The 15,751-nt window shown below is 64.9% G+C and carries 16 protein-coding genes; 12 read left to right on the top strand and 4 right to left on the bottom strand.

What is annotated here, in order from left to right; genetic code table 11:
* Nucleotides 1-150 precede the first annotated feature (150 nt).
* Complete coding sequence (gene kdgK2 / locus BN996_RS15375; RefSeq protein WP_089780574.1) at nucleotides 151-1,107, top strand: 2-dehydro-3-deoxygalactonokinase KdgK2; 957 nt, start codon at nucleotides 151-153, stop codon at nucleotides 1,105-1,107.
* Between the two features lie 84 nt (nucleotides 1,108-1,191).
* On the opposite strand, the gene BN996_RS15370 is transcribed toward kdgK2, so the two are convergent.
* The gene (locus BN996_RS15370; protein WP_089780572.1) at nucleotides 1,192-1,839 is read right to left on the bottom strand and encodes a bifunctional 4-hydroxy-2-oxoglutarate aldolase/2-dehydro-3-deoxy-phosphogluconate aldolase; all 648 of its coding nucleotides are present in this window, start codon (nucleotides 1,837-1,839) and stop codon (nucleotides 1,192-1,194) included.
* A 78-nt stretch (nucleotides 1,840-1,917) separates the two neighbouring features.
* Nucleotides 1,918-2,991, bottom strand: coding sequence for a D-xylose 1-dehydrogenase Gfo6 (gfo6, locus tag BN996_RS15365; RefSeq protein ID WP_089780570.1), 1,074 nt, complete (start codon nucleotides 2,989-2,991; stop codon nucleotides 1,918-1,920).
* Between the two features lie 117 nt (nucleotides 2,992-3,108).
* On the opposite strand from gfo6, the gene dgoD reads away from it, so the two are divergent.
* The 3 genes from dgoD to BN996_RS20930 all read left to right on the top strand — a co-directional run bounded on the left by dgoD (nucleotide 3,109) and on the right by BN996_RS20930 (nucleotide 6,138).
* The gene (gene dgoD, locus BN996_RS15360) at nucleotides 3,109-4,263 is read left to right on the top strand and encodes a galactonate dehydratase (RefSeq protein ID WP_042661890.1); all 1,155 of its coding nucleotides are present in this window, start codon (nucleotides 3,109-3,111) and stop codon (nucleotides 4,261-4,263) included.
* Nucleotides 4,264-4,330: 67 nt separating this feature from the next.
* Nucleotides 4,331-5,101 carry an IclR family transcriptional regulator gene (locus tag BN996_RS15355; protein ID WP_042661891.1) on the top strand — a complete coding sequence of 257 codons (771 nt, stop codon included), beginning with the start codon at nucleotides 4,331-4,333 and terminating at the stop codon, nucleotides 5,099-5,101.
* Between the two features lie 722 nt (nucleotides 5,102-5,823).
* Nucleotides 5,824-6,138, top strand: coding sequence for a DUF7970 domain-containing protein (locus tag BN996_RS20930; RefSeq protein ID WP_449271627.1), 315 nt, complete (start codon nucleotides 5,824-5,826; stop codon nucleotides 6,136-6,138).
* Nucleotides 6,139-6,257: 119 nt separating this feature from the next.
* Here BN996_RS20930 and BN996_RS20925 read toward each other — a convergent pair whose 3' ends face one another.
* Nucleotides 6,258-6,365 (bottom strand): DUF7560 family zinc ribbon protein, encoded by a 108-nt coding sequence (locus BN996_RS20925; protein ID WP_449271628.1) that lies wholly within the window; start codon nucleotides 6,363-6,365, stop codon nucleotides 6,258-6,260.
* Nucleotides 6,366-6,491: 126 nt separating this feature from the next.
* Nucleotides 6,492-7,127: a transcriptional regulator NarO gene (gene narO / locus BN996_RS15345; protein WP_042661893.1), complete on the bottom strand. Its 636-nt coding sequence runs from the start codon at nucleotides 7,125-7,127 to the stop codon at nucleotides 6,492-6,494.
* Nucleotides 7,128-7,391: 264 nt separating this feature from the next.
* Here narO and BN996_RS15340 point away from each other — a divergent pair, with 264 nt between their 5' ends.
* The 8 genes from BN996_RS15340 to BN996_RS15305 all read left to right on the top strand — a co-directional run.
* Entirely contained in the window at nucleotides 7,392-7,967 is a 576-nt protein-coding gene (locus tag BN996_RS15340) for a hypothetical protein (RefSeq protein WP_089780566.1), read from the top strand.
* Entirely contained in the window at nucleotides 7,967-8,620 is a 654-nt protein-coding gene (locus tag BN996_RS15335) for a QcrA and Rieske domain-containing protein (protein ID WP_042661894.1), read from the top strand. The genes BN996_RS15340 and BN996_RS15335 overlap by 1 nt, the downstream gene beginning before the upstream one ends.
* Nucleotides 8,620-10,068: a cytochrome b gene (locus tag BN996_RS15330; RefSeq protein WP_089780564.1), complete on the top strand. Its 1,449-nt coding sequence runs from the start codon at nucleotides 8,620-8,622 to the stop codon at nucleotides 10,066-10,068. The genes BN996_RS15335 and BN996_RS15330 overlap by 1 nt, the downstream gene beginning before the upstream one ends.
* On the top strand, nucleotides 10,061-10,273 hold the full coding sequence (locus BN996_RS15325; protein ID WP_089780562.1) for a DUF8120 family protein: 213 nt from the start codon (nucleotides 10,061-10,063) through the stop codon (nucleotides 10,271-10,273). Before BN996_RS15330 ends, BN996_RS15325 begins: the two co-directional genes overlap by 8 nt.
* On the top strand, nucleotides 10,270-13,221 hold the full coding sequence (locus BN996_RS15320) for a nitrate reductase subunit alpha (RefSeq protein ID WP_089780560.1): 2,952 nt from the start codon (nucleotides 10,270-10,272) through the stop codon (nucleotides 13,219-13,221). The genes BN996_RS15325 and BN996_RS15320 overlap by 4 nt, the downstream gene beginning before the upstream one ends.
* On the top strand, nucleotides 13,218-14,288 hold the full coding sequence (narH, locus tag BN996_RS15315; protein WP_089780558.1) for a nitrate reductase subunit beta: 1,071 nt from the start codon (nucleotides 13,218-13,220) through the stop codon (nucleotides 14,286-14,288). Before BN996_RS15320 ends, narH begins: the two co-directional genes overlap by 4 nt.
* A gap of 58 nt (nucleotides 14,289-14,346) precedes the next feature.
* Nucleotides 14,347-15,162, top strand: a complete 816-nt coding sequence (locus BN996_RS15310) for an ethylbenzene dehydrogenase-related protein (RefSeq protein WP_089780556.1) — start codon at nucleotides 14,347-14,349, stop codon at nucleotides 15,160-15,162.
* Between the two features lie 10 nt (nucleotides 15,163-15,172).
* On the top strand, nucleotides 15,173-15,751 hold a 579-nt coding region (locus BN996_RS15305), incomplete at its 3' end, for a molecular chaperone TorD family protein (protein WP_139043131.1).

The raw sequence follows: 15,751 nt of genomic DNA, 5'->3' as shown, positions 1-15,751 counted from the left end.
AGGCCCGCCGTCACAAATTTCGGAACCATCGCCCGTACTTATGTACCACTGTGAGAGACAGTCGTGCGAACACATGCACGGCTCAACTGTCGGTCTGAACGCCCTCGACACCGAACGCGAGACCCGGTCGCAAACCGCCGAGGGGCGTCGATGACTGCCGAACTCGTCACGTTCGGCGAGACGATGATTCGGCTGAGACCGCCGGAGGGCGAGCGAATCGAGACCGCCCAGTCCCTCGAATTCCGGACCGCCGGTGCGGAAAGCAACGTCGCGGTCGCCGCCTCCCGCCTCGGCTGCTCCGCCGCGTGGCTCTCGAAGCTTCCAGACTCGCCCCTCGGTCGGCGCGTCACCACGGAACTCCGGACACACGGCGTCGAGCCGTACGTACGCTGGGACGACGACGCTCGCCAAGGAGGGTACTACATCGAACAGGGGCGCTCGCCGCGTCCGACGAACGTCATCTACGACCGCGCCGATGCGGCAGTCACGACCGCGCGACCGGACGAACTCGCCGTCGAAGTCGTGGAAGACGCGGCGGCGTTCTACACGAGCGGCATCACGCCGGCGCTCTCCGAGACGCTTCGGGAGACGACCGGCGAGCTTCTGCAGACGGCGACCGAGGCGGGGACGACGACCGCGTTCGACCTCAACTACCGGTCGAAGCTCTGGTCGCCGTCCGACGCGCGAGACGTGTGCGAATCGCTCTTCCCCGAGGTCGACGTCCTCGTCGCCGCGGAGCGAGACATCCGCACTGTTCTGGAACTCGACGGCGACGCGCCGACGCTCGCATCGGAGTTGACCGCCGACTTCGATTTCGAGACGGTCGTGGTCACTCGCGGGGAAGACGGAGCGCTCGCACGACACGACGGAACGGTGTACGAGCAACCGGTCTTCGAGACGGACACGGTCGACGCCATCGGGACCGGCGACGCGTTCGTCGGAGCGTTCCTGTCGCGGCTCATCGCGGGCGAATCAGTCGAGACCGCGCTCGCCTACGGTGCGGCGACCGCCGCGCTCAAACGGACAATTCACGGCGACCTCGCGGTCGTGACGCCTGACGAAGTCGAACGCGTCCTCCGCGGGGGCGACGCCGGAATCGACCGATAACCCCCTCCTTCGCCGAGCGTTCCGGATTCGCCGCGCGAACCGCGCCGAGACAGTCAGCTCCGAACTTCCGAGCGGTGGGGTGCGTCAGTCGCGGCGTGCGCTTTCGACCGCTTCGACGAAGGAACGCGCGTTGTTCTCGATGGTCGCGAAGTCACCGCGCGAGACGGCGTCGTTGTCTACGATTGCGCTTCCGACCCCAACGGCGGTCGCTCCGGCGTCGAAGAACTCGCCGACGGTATCGAGGTCCACGCCACCCGTCGGAACCGTCGGAATGTGTCCGAGCGGACCGCCCAGTGCGGAGACGAACCCGGGGCCGAGCGTTCCGGCCGGGAACACCTTCACCATCTCGGCACCGGCCTCGTAGGCGTCGACCGCCTCGGTCGGTGTCGCGATACCGACGATAGAAGGGGAACCGTATCTGTTACCGGTCCGGATGACCCCCTCGTCGAACGTCGGCGTGACCAGGTACTCCGCACCTGCGAGCAGCGCCGCGCGAGCGGTTTCGCCGTCGAGGACGGTTCCAGCGCCGATGGTGACCTCTTCCGCCGTGAACGACGCGGACACGTCGCGGAGCATGTCGAGGACGCCGTCCGTGTTCGCGGTGATTTCGACGGTCGAGACGCCGCCGCGCGTGAGCGCTTCGACGGTTTCGATCGCCGTGTCGGCGTCGGTTCCACGGATGATGGCGATGAGGCCGGTCTCCCGGATGCGGCGTGCTGGGTGTTGGCTCATACTGGCTACTCTCGGACGAGGGGTTTAAACGCGGTGGTCGACCCGTCCAGAGATACCGTCCCGCCCCGTCGCCGACGCTCAGTCGAGCGTGACCACACGTCCGGACTCGCCTGCCTCGTAGACGGCCTCGATGAGTCGCATATCGAGGACACCGTGTTCGCCGTCGGGACCGATCGGCGCGTCGGTCAAGATGCGGTCTGCGGCGTAGTCGAACAACTCGGTCATCTGATTGACCTGCGGCGTGTCGAGCGTGACCGAAACGTCGTCGCGCGTCACTCGGATTTCCGTTTCCATGTGGTAGGCCGGTTCGACGAGAATCTCGCCGTTGGTCCCGACGACGCGGAGGCTGGTCGTCGCTTGGGCGTTTTGGCTGGCGGTCGCGGCCAAGTACGTTCCGTCGTCGAACTCCACCATGAACGAGGTGTGCTCGTCGGGCACCTGCTCGAACGCGTCGTGAGCGGATTGCATGAACGCCTGCGCGGCAACCGGGTCGGAATCGAGCAGGAACCGGCAGGTGTTGAGCGGATAGATGCCGATGTCCGTGACGGTCGCGCCCGGTCCCGCCAGTTCGGGGTCGAGCCGCCATTGGTTCGGGTCGGAACTCAGTTCGAGCATCGCTTGCGAGTTCGTCCCGATTGCGTGGACCGGGTCGCCGATGACGCCGTCTCGAATCAACTTTCGCGCGCGTCGAATCGCGGGTTCGGTGTGCATCCGGTAGCCGACGATAAGCGGAACGCCCGCCTCGTCACACGCATCGACCATCTTCTGCCCGCGTTCGCTACTCGCTTCGATCGGTTTCTCGCAGAGGACAGCCTTGCCCAACTCGGCGGCCGTGCGCGCGTACGGGAGATGAAGCGCGTTGGGCGAGCAGATGTATACCGCGTCGTAGGCGTCGGCGGCTTCGCCGGCGTGGAACTCGTCGTACGAGAGACCGTGTGTCGCCGTTTCGACGCCGGCCGCGACCCGCTTTGCTTTCTCCGAGCTACTACTGACGGCGACGGTCGTCTCGCACAACTCCGACGCGTCGATAGCCGGAATCGCTTGGTCGACGGTCCACCACCCGAGTCCGATGACTGCGATGCGGACCGTCCCGTCGGACACACGCTGCCAGTTACGGCGCTCGAAATCGTCGAGGAACGCTTCTAACGACATACGAGTCCCACAAGATGGACGAGTGGTATAATATCGAGGGTTCGGGAGTCGTCACCGAGGTCACGGTCCGAGAGAAAGACTTTTTCGAGGTACACCCCAACGTACGCGTAACGAATCATGAGTAAGATTTCGGAGTATGAGCTGTTCGAGGTGCCACCGCGATGGCTGTTTCTCAAGTTGGAGACGACCGACGGCGTCGTCGGCTGGGGCGAACCAGTCGTGGAGGGTCGCGCTCACAGCGTCAGGGCCGCCGTCGAGGAACTGATGGACAACTACATCCTTGGAACGGACCCCGCGGCGATAGAAGACCACTGGCAAGCGATGTACCGGGGCGGCTTCTATCGCGGCGGTCCGGTGTTGATGAGCGCGATTGCGGGTATCGACCAGGCGCTGTGGGACATCAAAGGGAAACGCTTCGGAGCCCCGGTTCACGAACTGCTCGGCGGTGCGACGCGGGACCGAATGCGCGTCTATCAGTGGATCGGTGGGGACCGCCCCTCGGAGGTCGCCGAACAGGCCGAACTGAAAGTCGAGGCGGGGCTGACCGCCGTGAAGATGAACGCCACGGCGGAGCTTGAACGGATTGACACGCCCGCGTCGGTCCAAGCGGCGGTCAATCGACTCGAAGAGGTCAGGGAGGCCGTTGGCCCCGAAATCGACATCGGCGTCGACTTCCACGGGCGCGTCTCGAAGCCCATGGCGAAGCGACTGGCGAAGGCGCTCGAACCGTACGAGCCGATGTTCATCGAAGAGCCCGTCCTCCCCGAACACAACGACGTGCTCCCGGAAATCGCACAGCACACGACGATTCCCATCGCGACGGGCGAGCGAATGTACTCGCGCTGGGATTTCAAGCAGGTGTTCGAGAACGGCGCGGTCGATCTGATTCAGCCGGACCTCAGCCACGCGGGTGGCATTACCGAAGTCAAGAAGATCGCAGCGATGGCCGAGGCGTACGACGTCGCGCTCGCCCCGCACTGTCCGCTCGGCCCGATTGCGCTCGCCTCGTGCCTCCAAGTGGACACCTGTTCCCCCAACGCGCTCATCCAGGAACAGAGCCTCAACATCCACTACAACCAGCGGAACGACGTGCTCGACTATCTCGAAGACAAGAGCGCGTTCGAGTACGAAGACGGCTACGTCGCGGTTCCCGACGAACCCGGGCTCGGAATACAGATGGACGAACAGTACATCCGAAAGCAGGCCGAACGCCCGGTCAACTGGCACAACCCCGTGTGGCGTCACGAAGACGGCAGCGTCGCCGAGTGGTGACCGGCCGCCGCGAATCGTTCACTAACTGTTAACAACTTATTTGTACGTCCGTCGAGTGTCGGAGGGTATGCCCACCGCAGACGACTACGGAATCAAGGCGACGATGACGAGCCATCGAATCCTCGATACGATACGGAGTCGCGACCGGCCGACGTTGACGGAGATCGCTCGGGCACTCGACCTCTCGAAACCGGCGGTCCACAAGCACCTCGCGACGCTCGAAACACTCGGCTACGTCATGCGACGTGACGAGGGGTACGAAATCGGACTCGAACTCGTGAGTTTCGGCGTCTACGCGAGGCGACGACAGCGGATATACGAGGTCGCGCGGTCACAGGTGGTCGAACTGGCCAACACCATGCGGGAGCAGGTCTGTCTGGTCGTTCCGGGACAGGGTAGTGAGTGGAACTGCCTCTACATGTTCACGGCCGTGCCAGCGGATTTAGACACTCCGGACCAGGAAGGCGAGATACGACCATTGCACGCGACAGCGGCCGGGAAGGTAATCCTCGCCAATATGGACAAAGACGAGGTCGCGGAGTTTCTCGACCACGACTCGCTCTCCTCGGAGACTGCGAATACGATCACCGAACGCAACGAGTTGAAGTCCAAACTCCAAGCGATTCGCGACCAAGGAGTCGCATACGACAGACAGGAGCAATCGGATGACTATCGGGGTGTCGCCGCACCGGTCCTCGACGACGATGGTCGCCCGCTGGGCGCAATCGAAGTCCTCGGCCCTCCCCCGAGAATGAGCGGAAAGCGTCTCGAAGAGGACACCGTCGGCTTGGTCGTCAGCGGAGCGAAGAACGTAGAGAATAAACTCTCGATCGACTGACTGGATTTTCTATTAGTTAACAGACCCGGCGCGGGAGGTAGAAATACGGATACGGAAACCCGGATATATGTTCGTGAAGTTCGTGATGGTCAAGATGATGGGTAGATAGTTCAGTCGTAGTCCGAGAGGGTGTTTTCTAACCGTGAACAATACTGAACGATTCGTATATTTGGCTCTGCGGGTTGCTCGGTGGCGGAACAGCGACCAAATTACATCCATAGGCCTGTAAACCTCACACATCGCGAATTCAATATCGAACTCGTGACTCGGACGGTATCTCGACAGGTCGTTTGACGGGACAGTATTGTAGTATATAAACAATTTCTTCCTCCCCACGCGTGACTGCAACCCTACGGCTGTCGAACTGACTGGCTCGCCTGTGGCGAGTGTGAGACCGCGTTTCGATGAGCTTTCGCTCGACGGACCGAGCGTACCGACCGCTCTAAATCGAGAGGTAACCGTCGTCTAGCGCGTTATCTCGGAAAGTCACATCGTTTAAGAAGTCGTGTTTCTCCGGGAGTCGGTGAGAACTGGAGCGGTCTACCGGTGCCGTCCCGTCAAAACGATTCACCGTCAAACGTCAGTTCCACGCCGCGTGTAGTTGTGCATCTTTTGCAATATAATTGCGTGAAGACGTGCCGGTCTGTCCGGTGCTGGCGGTAGATGTTCACTATGTGTGTTCAGTGAGTACATTCATTGATTCACACAATTAGTGGTGTTTCATGCTGAACACAATGGTGGTATGTACAGAAGATTCAAGGTGGACGTTCTTGATGAGACAGTATGCTCACGTACTCGACCTACAGCGAGGCGGGCGGGGTTGGGAAGACGACCACCGCAGCGAATCTGGCGGTCGCGCACGCTCGGGCGGGGCTGAAACCGCGGAGCGAGATGCCCTCCGAGAGTTCGAAGACCGGTTCGAAGAGAACGTCTCGCTCACCGACCTCCGTGAAGCGCTCATGAAGGTTGGACTGCAACACCTCGACGAAACGGAAGAGTGCCTCGAAGAGTGGGGCTACGGGATGACCTTCGACTAGCGAATCGGGAGCAACGCGGAATGCAACTTCGAGACTTCGCCCCGCATCGGCGAGACGGTCGAGCCTGGCACGTGTCCCGCCCCCGTAGCCGTTCGCGACGTTGGAGACGCCACCCCCGGTCACGACTCTCCGGGATGCGAATCGAACGCGTCCGCCCCGACCGGCGAACCGCACAGCACGCACCCATCGTCGAGAATCCGCTCACGGATGCCCGCGTCGACGAACACCTCGACGCTGCACTCCGGGCAGTCGAAGACTAACTGGCCTGGCACGGCGACCACTACCCGAAGCACAGACGCTGTCAGTATCTATCACACCCCACCATAGGGCGGGAATACATACGCTAGGCCCAACTACACGTCGAGAATCGCGTCGAGAAGCTTCGACTGGGCGGCGGACAGATGCTCGGTGAACGTCGACCGGTTGATATCGAGCGCCGCGGCGACTTCCGTCGCGTTTGCCTCGCGGGGATGTTCGAAGTACCCCATCTCGTGGGCCGTCTCAAGGACCTCCCGCTGTCTCGCCGTCAATTTGTCGCGGTCAACGAACACGAGCGAGCTGGAGACGGAATCTGGTTCGGACTGTGTGAGTCGCCGAAGTGAGATGCCGTCGAACTCCGATTTAAGATTGACGACGATGTCGCGGAACGATGTGAGGTCCGAAGCGACGAACGACAGAACGACGGTGCCGCACTCCGCTTCGAGGTGCCGGACCGGACAGCCGTGACACTCGACGAGTTCGCAGGCGCACCGTGGCCCCTCGGCGGGGCCGCTGGTCACGCGATAAATCGTCTTTTGCTCGTGGTGAAACACCTCGTCTGCGTCGTCGATAGCGGCTGACGAGGGGGCGGTAAACTCGACCGCGGCGGTGTCGTTGTCGGCAGCCACCGACCGCGAGACGGATTCGACGGAGGTCTCCGCCGACGCTTCCGACACCCGGCAGACAGACGGGTCAGTCACGTGAATTTCACCGTGCACGCCCTCGGTCATAGGTCGGCGTACGACGGTGGCTCTGAAATAATCTTCGCCGAATCTGTTTGCCGTCTCGTGATTCCGGTCCGTGTTCGAGCGGATTCCCCGACGAGAGCCGTATAAAGTCCCCGCACCCTATGGTTCGGGTGTTACTGGCCTCGGTGCAGATTCTCCAACGAATCGAAGTATGACATATACGAGCTTGCTCGGGGCCAAACGGGGGAACGGAACGCCGCCCGTTTGGAGCGTGAGGCGGCGAGTCGGTACGCGGGGTGAGTCACCGTGAGACGCGGGACGGTCGTCGTGTTGCTGCTCGTCGTCGCGGTGCTCCTGCCGACGTGGTACGTGGCGCTGCACGGCGAGCCACCGAGCGAACAGATAGAAATCGACCAGAGCGTCACCGAGATGCGACCGCTGCAGGAGATCGTCGACACGCCGGAGAAACTCGCGCCGAGTCAGGTAGGCGTCATCGTGTGGGTCGCGCTCTTCGCGCTCGTCGGCGTCCTCGCCGCGGTCCACCGGTTCATGGACACGGCGGTCAGGAGTGACCCGGGTGACGAACCAACGATCGCGGACGGCGGTCAGGTCGGACTGCCGTGGTTCTGGACCGCGGACCGCTGGGTCGTCGAGTACGACGACGCCTCCGACGCCATCGAGGGAATCGTGGCGATGGGCGGACTGACCATCCTCGCTATCGTCTTCGCGGCGCTGTTCACCGGCGAGTACCTGACGCTCGCGCGGACCCAGTACTTCGGCGTCTACGCCGCGGGGATGTTCACCGCGCTCGCTTTGCTCACCGTGTCGTACTACGCGTGGTTCCTCCCCCACGTCGAGGTCGCAGAACGGAGGGGACACTAATGAGACTCGACAATCAGAACGCATCGGACGACTGCGACGAGCACTGCGATGACTGCGGGGACGACAGCAACTACCGGCCGAGCATCTTCTCCGACGACCGCGCCTCGCTCGCCCGCCGCGACTACGCGAAACTGCTCGCCAGCGTCGGGGGTTTGACCGCCGTCGGGAGCCTCGCGGCACCGTTGGCCGGGCTGACTCGCGTCTTCGAGCGCTCGTACACCGGCCCCGTGTACTCGGACGGCATCTACCTCGTCGACGGTGAGGGCGAGCGCGTCGGCGAGAACGCCCTGAGCGAAGGCGAAAAGATGACCGTGTTCCCGGAGCCCAGACCGGGCATCGAACGGGCGCCGACGCTACTCGTGAGACACGCCGAGGACGCCTACGGTGGCGCAACGAACCTTGAGTACACGGTGTCGGGTTACGCCGCCTACTCGAAGGTCTGTACCCACGCGGGCTGTATGGTGTCGAACGAGGAGGGAGAGACGTTCGTCTGCCCGTGTCACTTCGGGAAGTTCGACCCGACCGCGGGCGCGAAAGTGGTCGGTGGACCGCCTTCGAGACCGCTCCCGCAACTCCCAATCACGTTGTCGAGCGAGGGCAATCTCATCGCCACGGGCGACTTCAATGGGCCGGTCGGCCCGGGGGGCGAGTGATGTCGCGGCTCGACCGTCTCGCCGACCGCGCCGGCGACGCCGGCGACGAGGCGTACGACTGGGTAGACGAGCGGTTCGACCTCGACAGCGGCCGCGCGTTCCTCGGGAAGGCGTTCCCCGCCGAGGACTCGTTTCTCCTCGGCGAGGTGGCGCTGTTCTGCTTCCTGCTTCTCGTCCTCACAGGGATGTTCCTCGGGATGTTCTTCGAGCCGTCGACGAGCGGCGTCGAATACGAGGGGAGCGTCGCGAAGTTCCAAGGCCAAGAGGTGCCCGAGGCGTTCGCGAGCGTCCTGCACATCACCTACGACATCCCCTTCGGGATGTTCATCCGGCGGATGCACCACTGGGCGGCTCACCTGTTCGTCGCGTCCATCGGGCTGCACATGCTCAGGGTGTTTTTCACCGGGGCGTACCGCAATCCGCGCGAGCCGAACTGGGTCGTCGGCACCGGCCTCGCCGGACTCTCGATGGGCGCGGCCTATACGGGCTACGCGCTCCCCTTCGACGAGTTCGCCGCGACGGCCACCGGCATCGGTTACAGCCTCGCCACGTCGATTCCGCTCGTCGGGGGGGTAGCCGGGAAAGCGTTCTTCGGCGGGGAGTTCCCGTCGAGCGCGACGATACCCCGGCTCTACTTCCTCCACGTCCTCGTCATCCCCGTGGCAATCGGGGGGCTGCTGGCGGTTCACATGGCGATTCTCGTCCGCCAGAAGCACACGGAGGCCCCCCGCGATGACGACGTCCGCGGACTCGGGAACCGGGGCCGACGCCCGGCTGAGGGGTCCCCGTCGAGCGACGGCGGCACCGAACAGACCGTCCCGAGAGACGACGACAGCGTCGTCGTCGGTCTCCCGGCGTTCCCCAACCAGGCGGCCGTGAGCGCGGTCGTGTTCTTCCTCACGCTGGCCACGCTGGCGATGCTGGCCGGGTTCCTTCCGGTCCACAACATCGCCGAGTACGGGCCGAACAACCCCGCGGGGACGCCGGAACTCATCATGCCCGATTGGTTCCTGATGTGGGTCTACGGCCTGCTGAAACTGCTCCCGTCGTGGATGGGGTTCACCGTTCCGTTCACCGGCGTCCACGTCTCGACGGAGTTCGTCGGCGGCGTCTTTCTGCCGACGCTCGTGTTCGGCGCGGTGGCGGTGTGGCCGTTCGTCGACTACCACGACGAGTCGGTCCACTTCACGGCTGACCCCCTCGACCGGCCGTGGCAGACCGCGGTCGGCGTCGCCGCGGTTCAGTTCATCATGATCGCCTCCATCGCGGGCATGAACAACCTCCTCGGCCGGGCGCTCGGCGTCGGAACCGGCGTCGTCAACCCGATCTTGACCGTCGCGTTGTTCGTCGTTCCCGTCGGCTCCGCGGCCCTCGTCTACCGCGTGCTGGGCGACGACGCGGACGAGAGCCGAACCGGGCGCGTTCCGGGGGAGGCCGGCGATGACTGACGCGAACACCGGCGGGGCTCCGCGGCGACGCATCGAACTCTCGCCTCGGACGTACCGACACCTCGACCGCGCGAGCAAACTCCTCGGCGTGGCGCTCGTCGCCGTCGGCCTCGACGCGGGCGGCGACACGCTCGTGGGGGTTTCGCTCGGCGTTCTGGGCGCTGGACTGGCACTAACGACCGTCTTTTTACAGATAGATTCATGAACCGAACGAACACCTCGACCCCCGACGACGAGTCGGGAACGGACGAATCGCAAGCCGAACAGACGGACGGCCCGCCGGCGGTCGGCGACCCGCCGGGAGAGCCGGCGACCGAGGGGACGAGCGTCTCCCGTCGCCGGTTCCTCGAAGGCGTCGGCATCGCCTCGCTTCTGGGTATCGGCCGGTCCGCGGCCGACGACGACCCGCTGTTCCAGATGGGCGGGCTGAACCCCGTCGACGACCCTATCGGGAACTACCCCTACCGGGACTGGGAGGACCTGTACCGCGAGAAGTGGGACTGGGACTCGGTCTCCCGGTCCACGCACAGCGTCAACTGCACCGGCAGTTGTTCGTGGAACGTCTACGTCAAAAACGGACAGGTGTGGCGCGAAGAGCAGGCCGGAGACTACCCGCGGTTCGACGAGAGCCTCCCCGACCCGAACCCCCGCGGCTGTCAGAAGGGCGCGTGTTACACCGACTACGTCAACGCGGACGAGCGAATCAAACACCCGCTGAAGCGCGTCGGCGACCGCGGCGAGGGGAAGTGGCGGCGCATCTCGTGGGACGAGGCGCTCACCGAAATCGCCGAGCACGTCGTCGACGAGGTGCAGGCCGGTCGCTACGACGCCATCAGCGGCTTCACGCCCATCCCGGCGATGAGCCCCGTCTCGTTCGCCAGCGGGTCGCGGCTCATCAACCTCCTCGGCGGCGTCAGCCACTCGTTTTACGACTGGTACTCCGACCTGCCGCCGGGCCAGCCCATCACGTGGGGCACCCAGACCGACAACGCCGAGAGCGCCGACTGGTACAACGCCGACTACATCATCGCGTGGGGGTCGAACATCAACGTCACCCGCATCCCCGACGCGAAGTACTTCCTCGAATCGGGCTACAACGGGACGAAGCGCGTCGGCGTCTTCACCGACTACTCGCAGACGGCCATCCACACCGACGAGTGGCTCAGCCCCGATTCGGGCACCGACACCGCGCTCGCGCTCGGCATGGCACGGACCATCGTCGACGAGGAACTGTACGACGAGGCCCACCTCAAAGAGCAGACTGACATGCCGCTTTTGGTCCGGCAGGACACCGGGAAGTTCCTCCGCGCGAGCGAGGTTCCATCGGTCTCGACCGACGCCGACCGACCCGAGTGGATGTTGCTCATGCTCGACTCCGACGGACGCCTCCGCGAGGCGCCGGGGTCGCTCGGCGAACGCGACGGACAGAAAGACTACTCCAAGAGCATCGAACTCGACTTCGACCCGCAACTGGACGGCGAAACCACGGTCAGAACCGAAAGCGGGCGCGTCCGCGTCCGGACCGTGTGGGACGAGTTGCGGGACGAACTCGACAACTGGGACCCCGAGACGGTCCACGACGAGACCGGCGTCGGCGAAGAGACGTACCAGCGCGTCGCCCGCGAGTTCGCCGAGGCCGACAAGGCGAAGATAATCCAGGGCAAGGGCGTCAACGACTGGTATCACAACGACCTCGGGAACCGCGCGCTCCAGTTGCTCGTCACGCTGACGGGCAACCTCGGCGAGCAGGGGACCGGGCTAGACCACTACGTCGGCCAGGAGAAGATATGGACGTTCCACGGCTGGAAGACGCTGTCGTTCCCGACGGGCAACGTCCGCGGGGTGCCGACGACGCTGTGGACCTACTACCACGCGGGCATCCTCGACAACACCGACGCCGACACGGCCGCGAAGATACGGGAGTCCATCGACGAGGGGTGGATGCCGGTCTACCCCGAGGAGCGCGACGACGGCTCTCGTCCCGACCCGACGACGATGTTCGTCTGGCGCGGCAACTACTTCAACCAGGCGAAGGGGAACGTCGCCGTCGAGGAGGAGCTGTGGCCGAAGCTCGACCTCGTCGTCGACATCAACTTCCGGATGGACTCGACGGCGCTGTACTCGGACATCGTGTTGCCGACCGCGAGCCACTACGAGAAACACGACCTCTCGATGACGGACATGCACAGCTACGTGCATCCCTTCACGCCAGCGGTCGAACCGCTCGGCGAGTCGAAGACCGACTGGCAGATATTCCGCGAACTCGCCGCGAAGATTCAGGAGGTCGCCACCGAGCGCGGCGTCGGGCCGATTTCGGACCGGAAGTTCGACCGCGACATCGACCTCCAGTCCGTCCACGACGACTACGTCCGCGACTGGGAGACCGGCGAGGCCGACGCCCTCGCCGAGGACCGCGCCGCCTGCGAGTACATCCTCGAACACTCCGAGGAGTCGAACCCGTCCGAGAGCGACGACCAGATAACGTTCGCCGACACGGTCGAACAGCCCCAGCGGCTCTTGGCCGCCGGCGACCACTGGACCTCCGACATCGAGGACGGCGAGGCGTACACGCCGTGGAAGGACTTCGTCCAAGACAAGAACCCGTGGCCGACCGTCACCGGCAGACAGCAGTACTACATCGACCACGACTGGTTCCTCGAACTCGGCGAGCAGTTGCCGACCCACAAGGAGGGGCCGACGCAGACGGGCGGCGACTACCCGATGGAGTACAACACGCCCCACGGACGGTGGTCTATCCACTCCACGTGGCGGGACAACGAGAAACTGCTCCGCCTCCAGCGCGGGGAGCCGGTGGTCTATCTCCATCCCGAGGACGCCGCCGAACGGGGCATCGAAGACGGCGACACCGTGGAAGTGTTCAACGACCTCGCGTCGGTCGAACTACAGGCGAAACTCTACCCGAGCAGCCAGCGCGGCACGGCGCGGATGTACTTCGCCTGGGAGCGGTTCCAGTTCGACGGCGACACGAACTTCAACTCGCTCGTCCCGATGTACATGAAACCGACGCAGTTGGTCCAGTACCCGGAGGACTCCGGCGAACACCTCTACTTCTTCCCCAACTACTGGGGGCCGACGGGGGTCAACAGCGACGTCCGCGTCGACGTGCGGAAAGGGGGAGGTGAGGCCGAATGAGCACCGACGACGGGCCAGCGGCACAGACCGACGGCGACGGGGTCGACCTCGCCGACGGGGTCGACCACCAGGTCGCCATGGTGATGGACCTGAACAAGTGCATCGGCTGTCAGACCTGCACGGTCGCGTGCAAGTCGCTCTGGACGGAGGGCGGCGGCCGCGACTACATGTACTGGAACAACGTCGAGACGAAGCCCGGCAAGGGCTACCCGCGCGACTGGGAGGACTCCGGCGGCGGCTGGACGGACGCCGAACACACCGAGCGAAAGCCCGGCGACATCCCCGACCAAGCGGACTACGGCGACGCGTGGTCGTTCAACCACGAGGAGGTCATGTACAACGGCGGCGACCGGCCGCTGCGTCCCGACAGCGACCCCGAGTGGGGGCCGAACTGGGACGAAGACCAAGGCGCGGGCGAGCATCCGAACTCGTATTACTTCTACCTCCCGCGCATCTGCAACCACTGCACGCACCCCTCCTGCGTGGAGGCGTGCCCGCGGAAGGCCATCTACAAGCGCGAGGAGGACGGTATCGTCCTCATCGACCAGGAGCGCTGCCGCGGCTACCGCTACTGCGTCGAGGGCTGTCCGTACAAGAAGGTGTACTACAACGCGACGCAGAAGACCTCCGAGAAGTGCATCTTCTGTTACCCCCGCATCGAGGGCGAGGGCCCCGACGGCGAGACGTTCGCCCCCGCCTGCGCGGAAGACTGTCCGCCGCAGTTGCGACTCGTCGGGTTCCTCGACGACGAACAGGGGCCGATTCACAAGCTCGTCGAGGAGTACGAGGTCGCACTCCCGCTGCATCCGGAGTACCAGACGCAGCCGAACGTCTACTACATCCCGCCGTTCGCGCCGCCGCAGCACTCCGAGGACGGCGAGACGGTGGACGTGGACCGCATCCCCCGTAACTACCTCGAAGAGCTGTTCGGCGACCGCGTCCACGACGCGCTCGACACCATCGAGAAGGAACGCGACAAGGTCGACCGCGGTGGAGAGAGCGAACTCCTCGACATGCTGACCGACACCAACCCGGCCCGGAAGTACCGGTTGGAGGTGTTCGACTGATGCGAGCAACGCGAGCGGAGTCGGGCTCGCCGGGCCTCGCCCCGGGGGTGTTCGACTGATGCGTGAGCGTCGAGCGGCCGCCGTCGGCGCGGTCGTCGTCGTGGCGCTGCTCTTGGCCGCCGCAGTCGCCGGCCCCGCGGCGGTGTCCGCGCGCCCCGCGAACGAGATTCCCGTCCAATCGGTCGCTGCCGACGACCGGCCCCAGCGGCCGACGAGCGAGGCCTGGGACACCGTTCCGTCGGTGAACGTCCCGCTGACGAGCGCGCCCAGCGGCGTTCCGAACGCGAGCGACACCTCCGTCGAATCGGTTCGCGTCCAGTCGGCCCAGACCGACGAGCGGTTGTATCTCCGGCTCTCGTGGGCCGACGGAACCGCCGACCGCAACGCCACCAGTCCGAGGTCGTTCCTCGACGCGGCCGCGGTGCAGGTACCGGTCAACACCTCGGTCCGCCCCCCGATTTCGATGGGGAGCACGCGGAATCTGGTGAACGTCTGGTACTGGAGCGCCGACGGCGAGAGCGAGGAACTGCTCGCCGGCGGCCCGGGGTCCACGACCGAGTTCGAGCAGACGGCCGTCGAGACGACGGCGAGCCACGACGACGGCCGCTGGACGGTCGTCATGTCGCGGCCGCTCGACTCGGACGCCGCGAACCGGACCTCGTTCGCCGTCGACAACGACGTGGACGTGGCCTTCGCGGTGTGGAACGGGTCCGAGATGGAGCGCTCCGGCCGGAAATCGGTCAGCGACTGGTATCACTTCCCGTTCGGTCCCGGACCGCAGGGGCCGCCGTACGAGTCGATACTGTGGGCCGTCGCCGGCCTCGCCATCGTCGGCGTCGCGCTCGTGACTATCGAAGCGGTGCGGAAGAACTGAGGACACGACGATGGATACGAACACCCACGCGGAGACGCGAACCGACGACACGAACCGCGACACCAACAGCGATACGAACAACGACGCCGACCGAATCGATTCGAGCGCGGTCGACCGACCCGCGGCGGCGCGGGCGGCAATCTATACCGCGCTGGCGACGCTGCTCGACGAGCCCGACGAGCGGCTCCACGAGCGACTCGCCGCCGGGGAAGTCGACGAGACCGTCCGGGGACTCCTCGGGGCGACCGGGCTCTCGGTCGCCCCGCCGGAACTGACCGTCGAAGACGACTACGAGACGGCGTGTGCCCGTTTCAACGACCTGTTCACGGTCGGCTACGCCGAGTACGCGGACCGAACCGACGGCTCGCTCGACAGCGAGGGGCCGCGAATCTCGCTGTACGAGTCGTCGTACCGCCCCGACGCGGCGTGGAACGACGTGAATCTCGACCTCGCACGCGCGTACGACTACTTCGGGCTCGAAATCGACCGGGAGACCCGTGACAACCACGACTATCTCCCGTACGAACTGGAGTTCGCGGGCTACCTCGCGCGGCTGGAGGCCGCGGCCGATCCGGGCGGCGGGCGGGCC

It is taken from the genome of Haloferax massiliensis, from assembly GCF_001368915.1.
In the GTDB taxonomy this organism is placed as follows: Archaea; Halobacteriota; Halobacteria; order Halobacteriales; family Haloferacaceae; genus Haloferax; species Haloferax massiliensis.
Note: the sequence above shows the minus strand (reverse complement) of the source record. Positions and strands in the feature narration are given on the sequence as shown.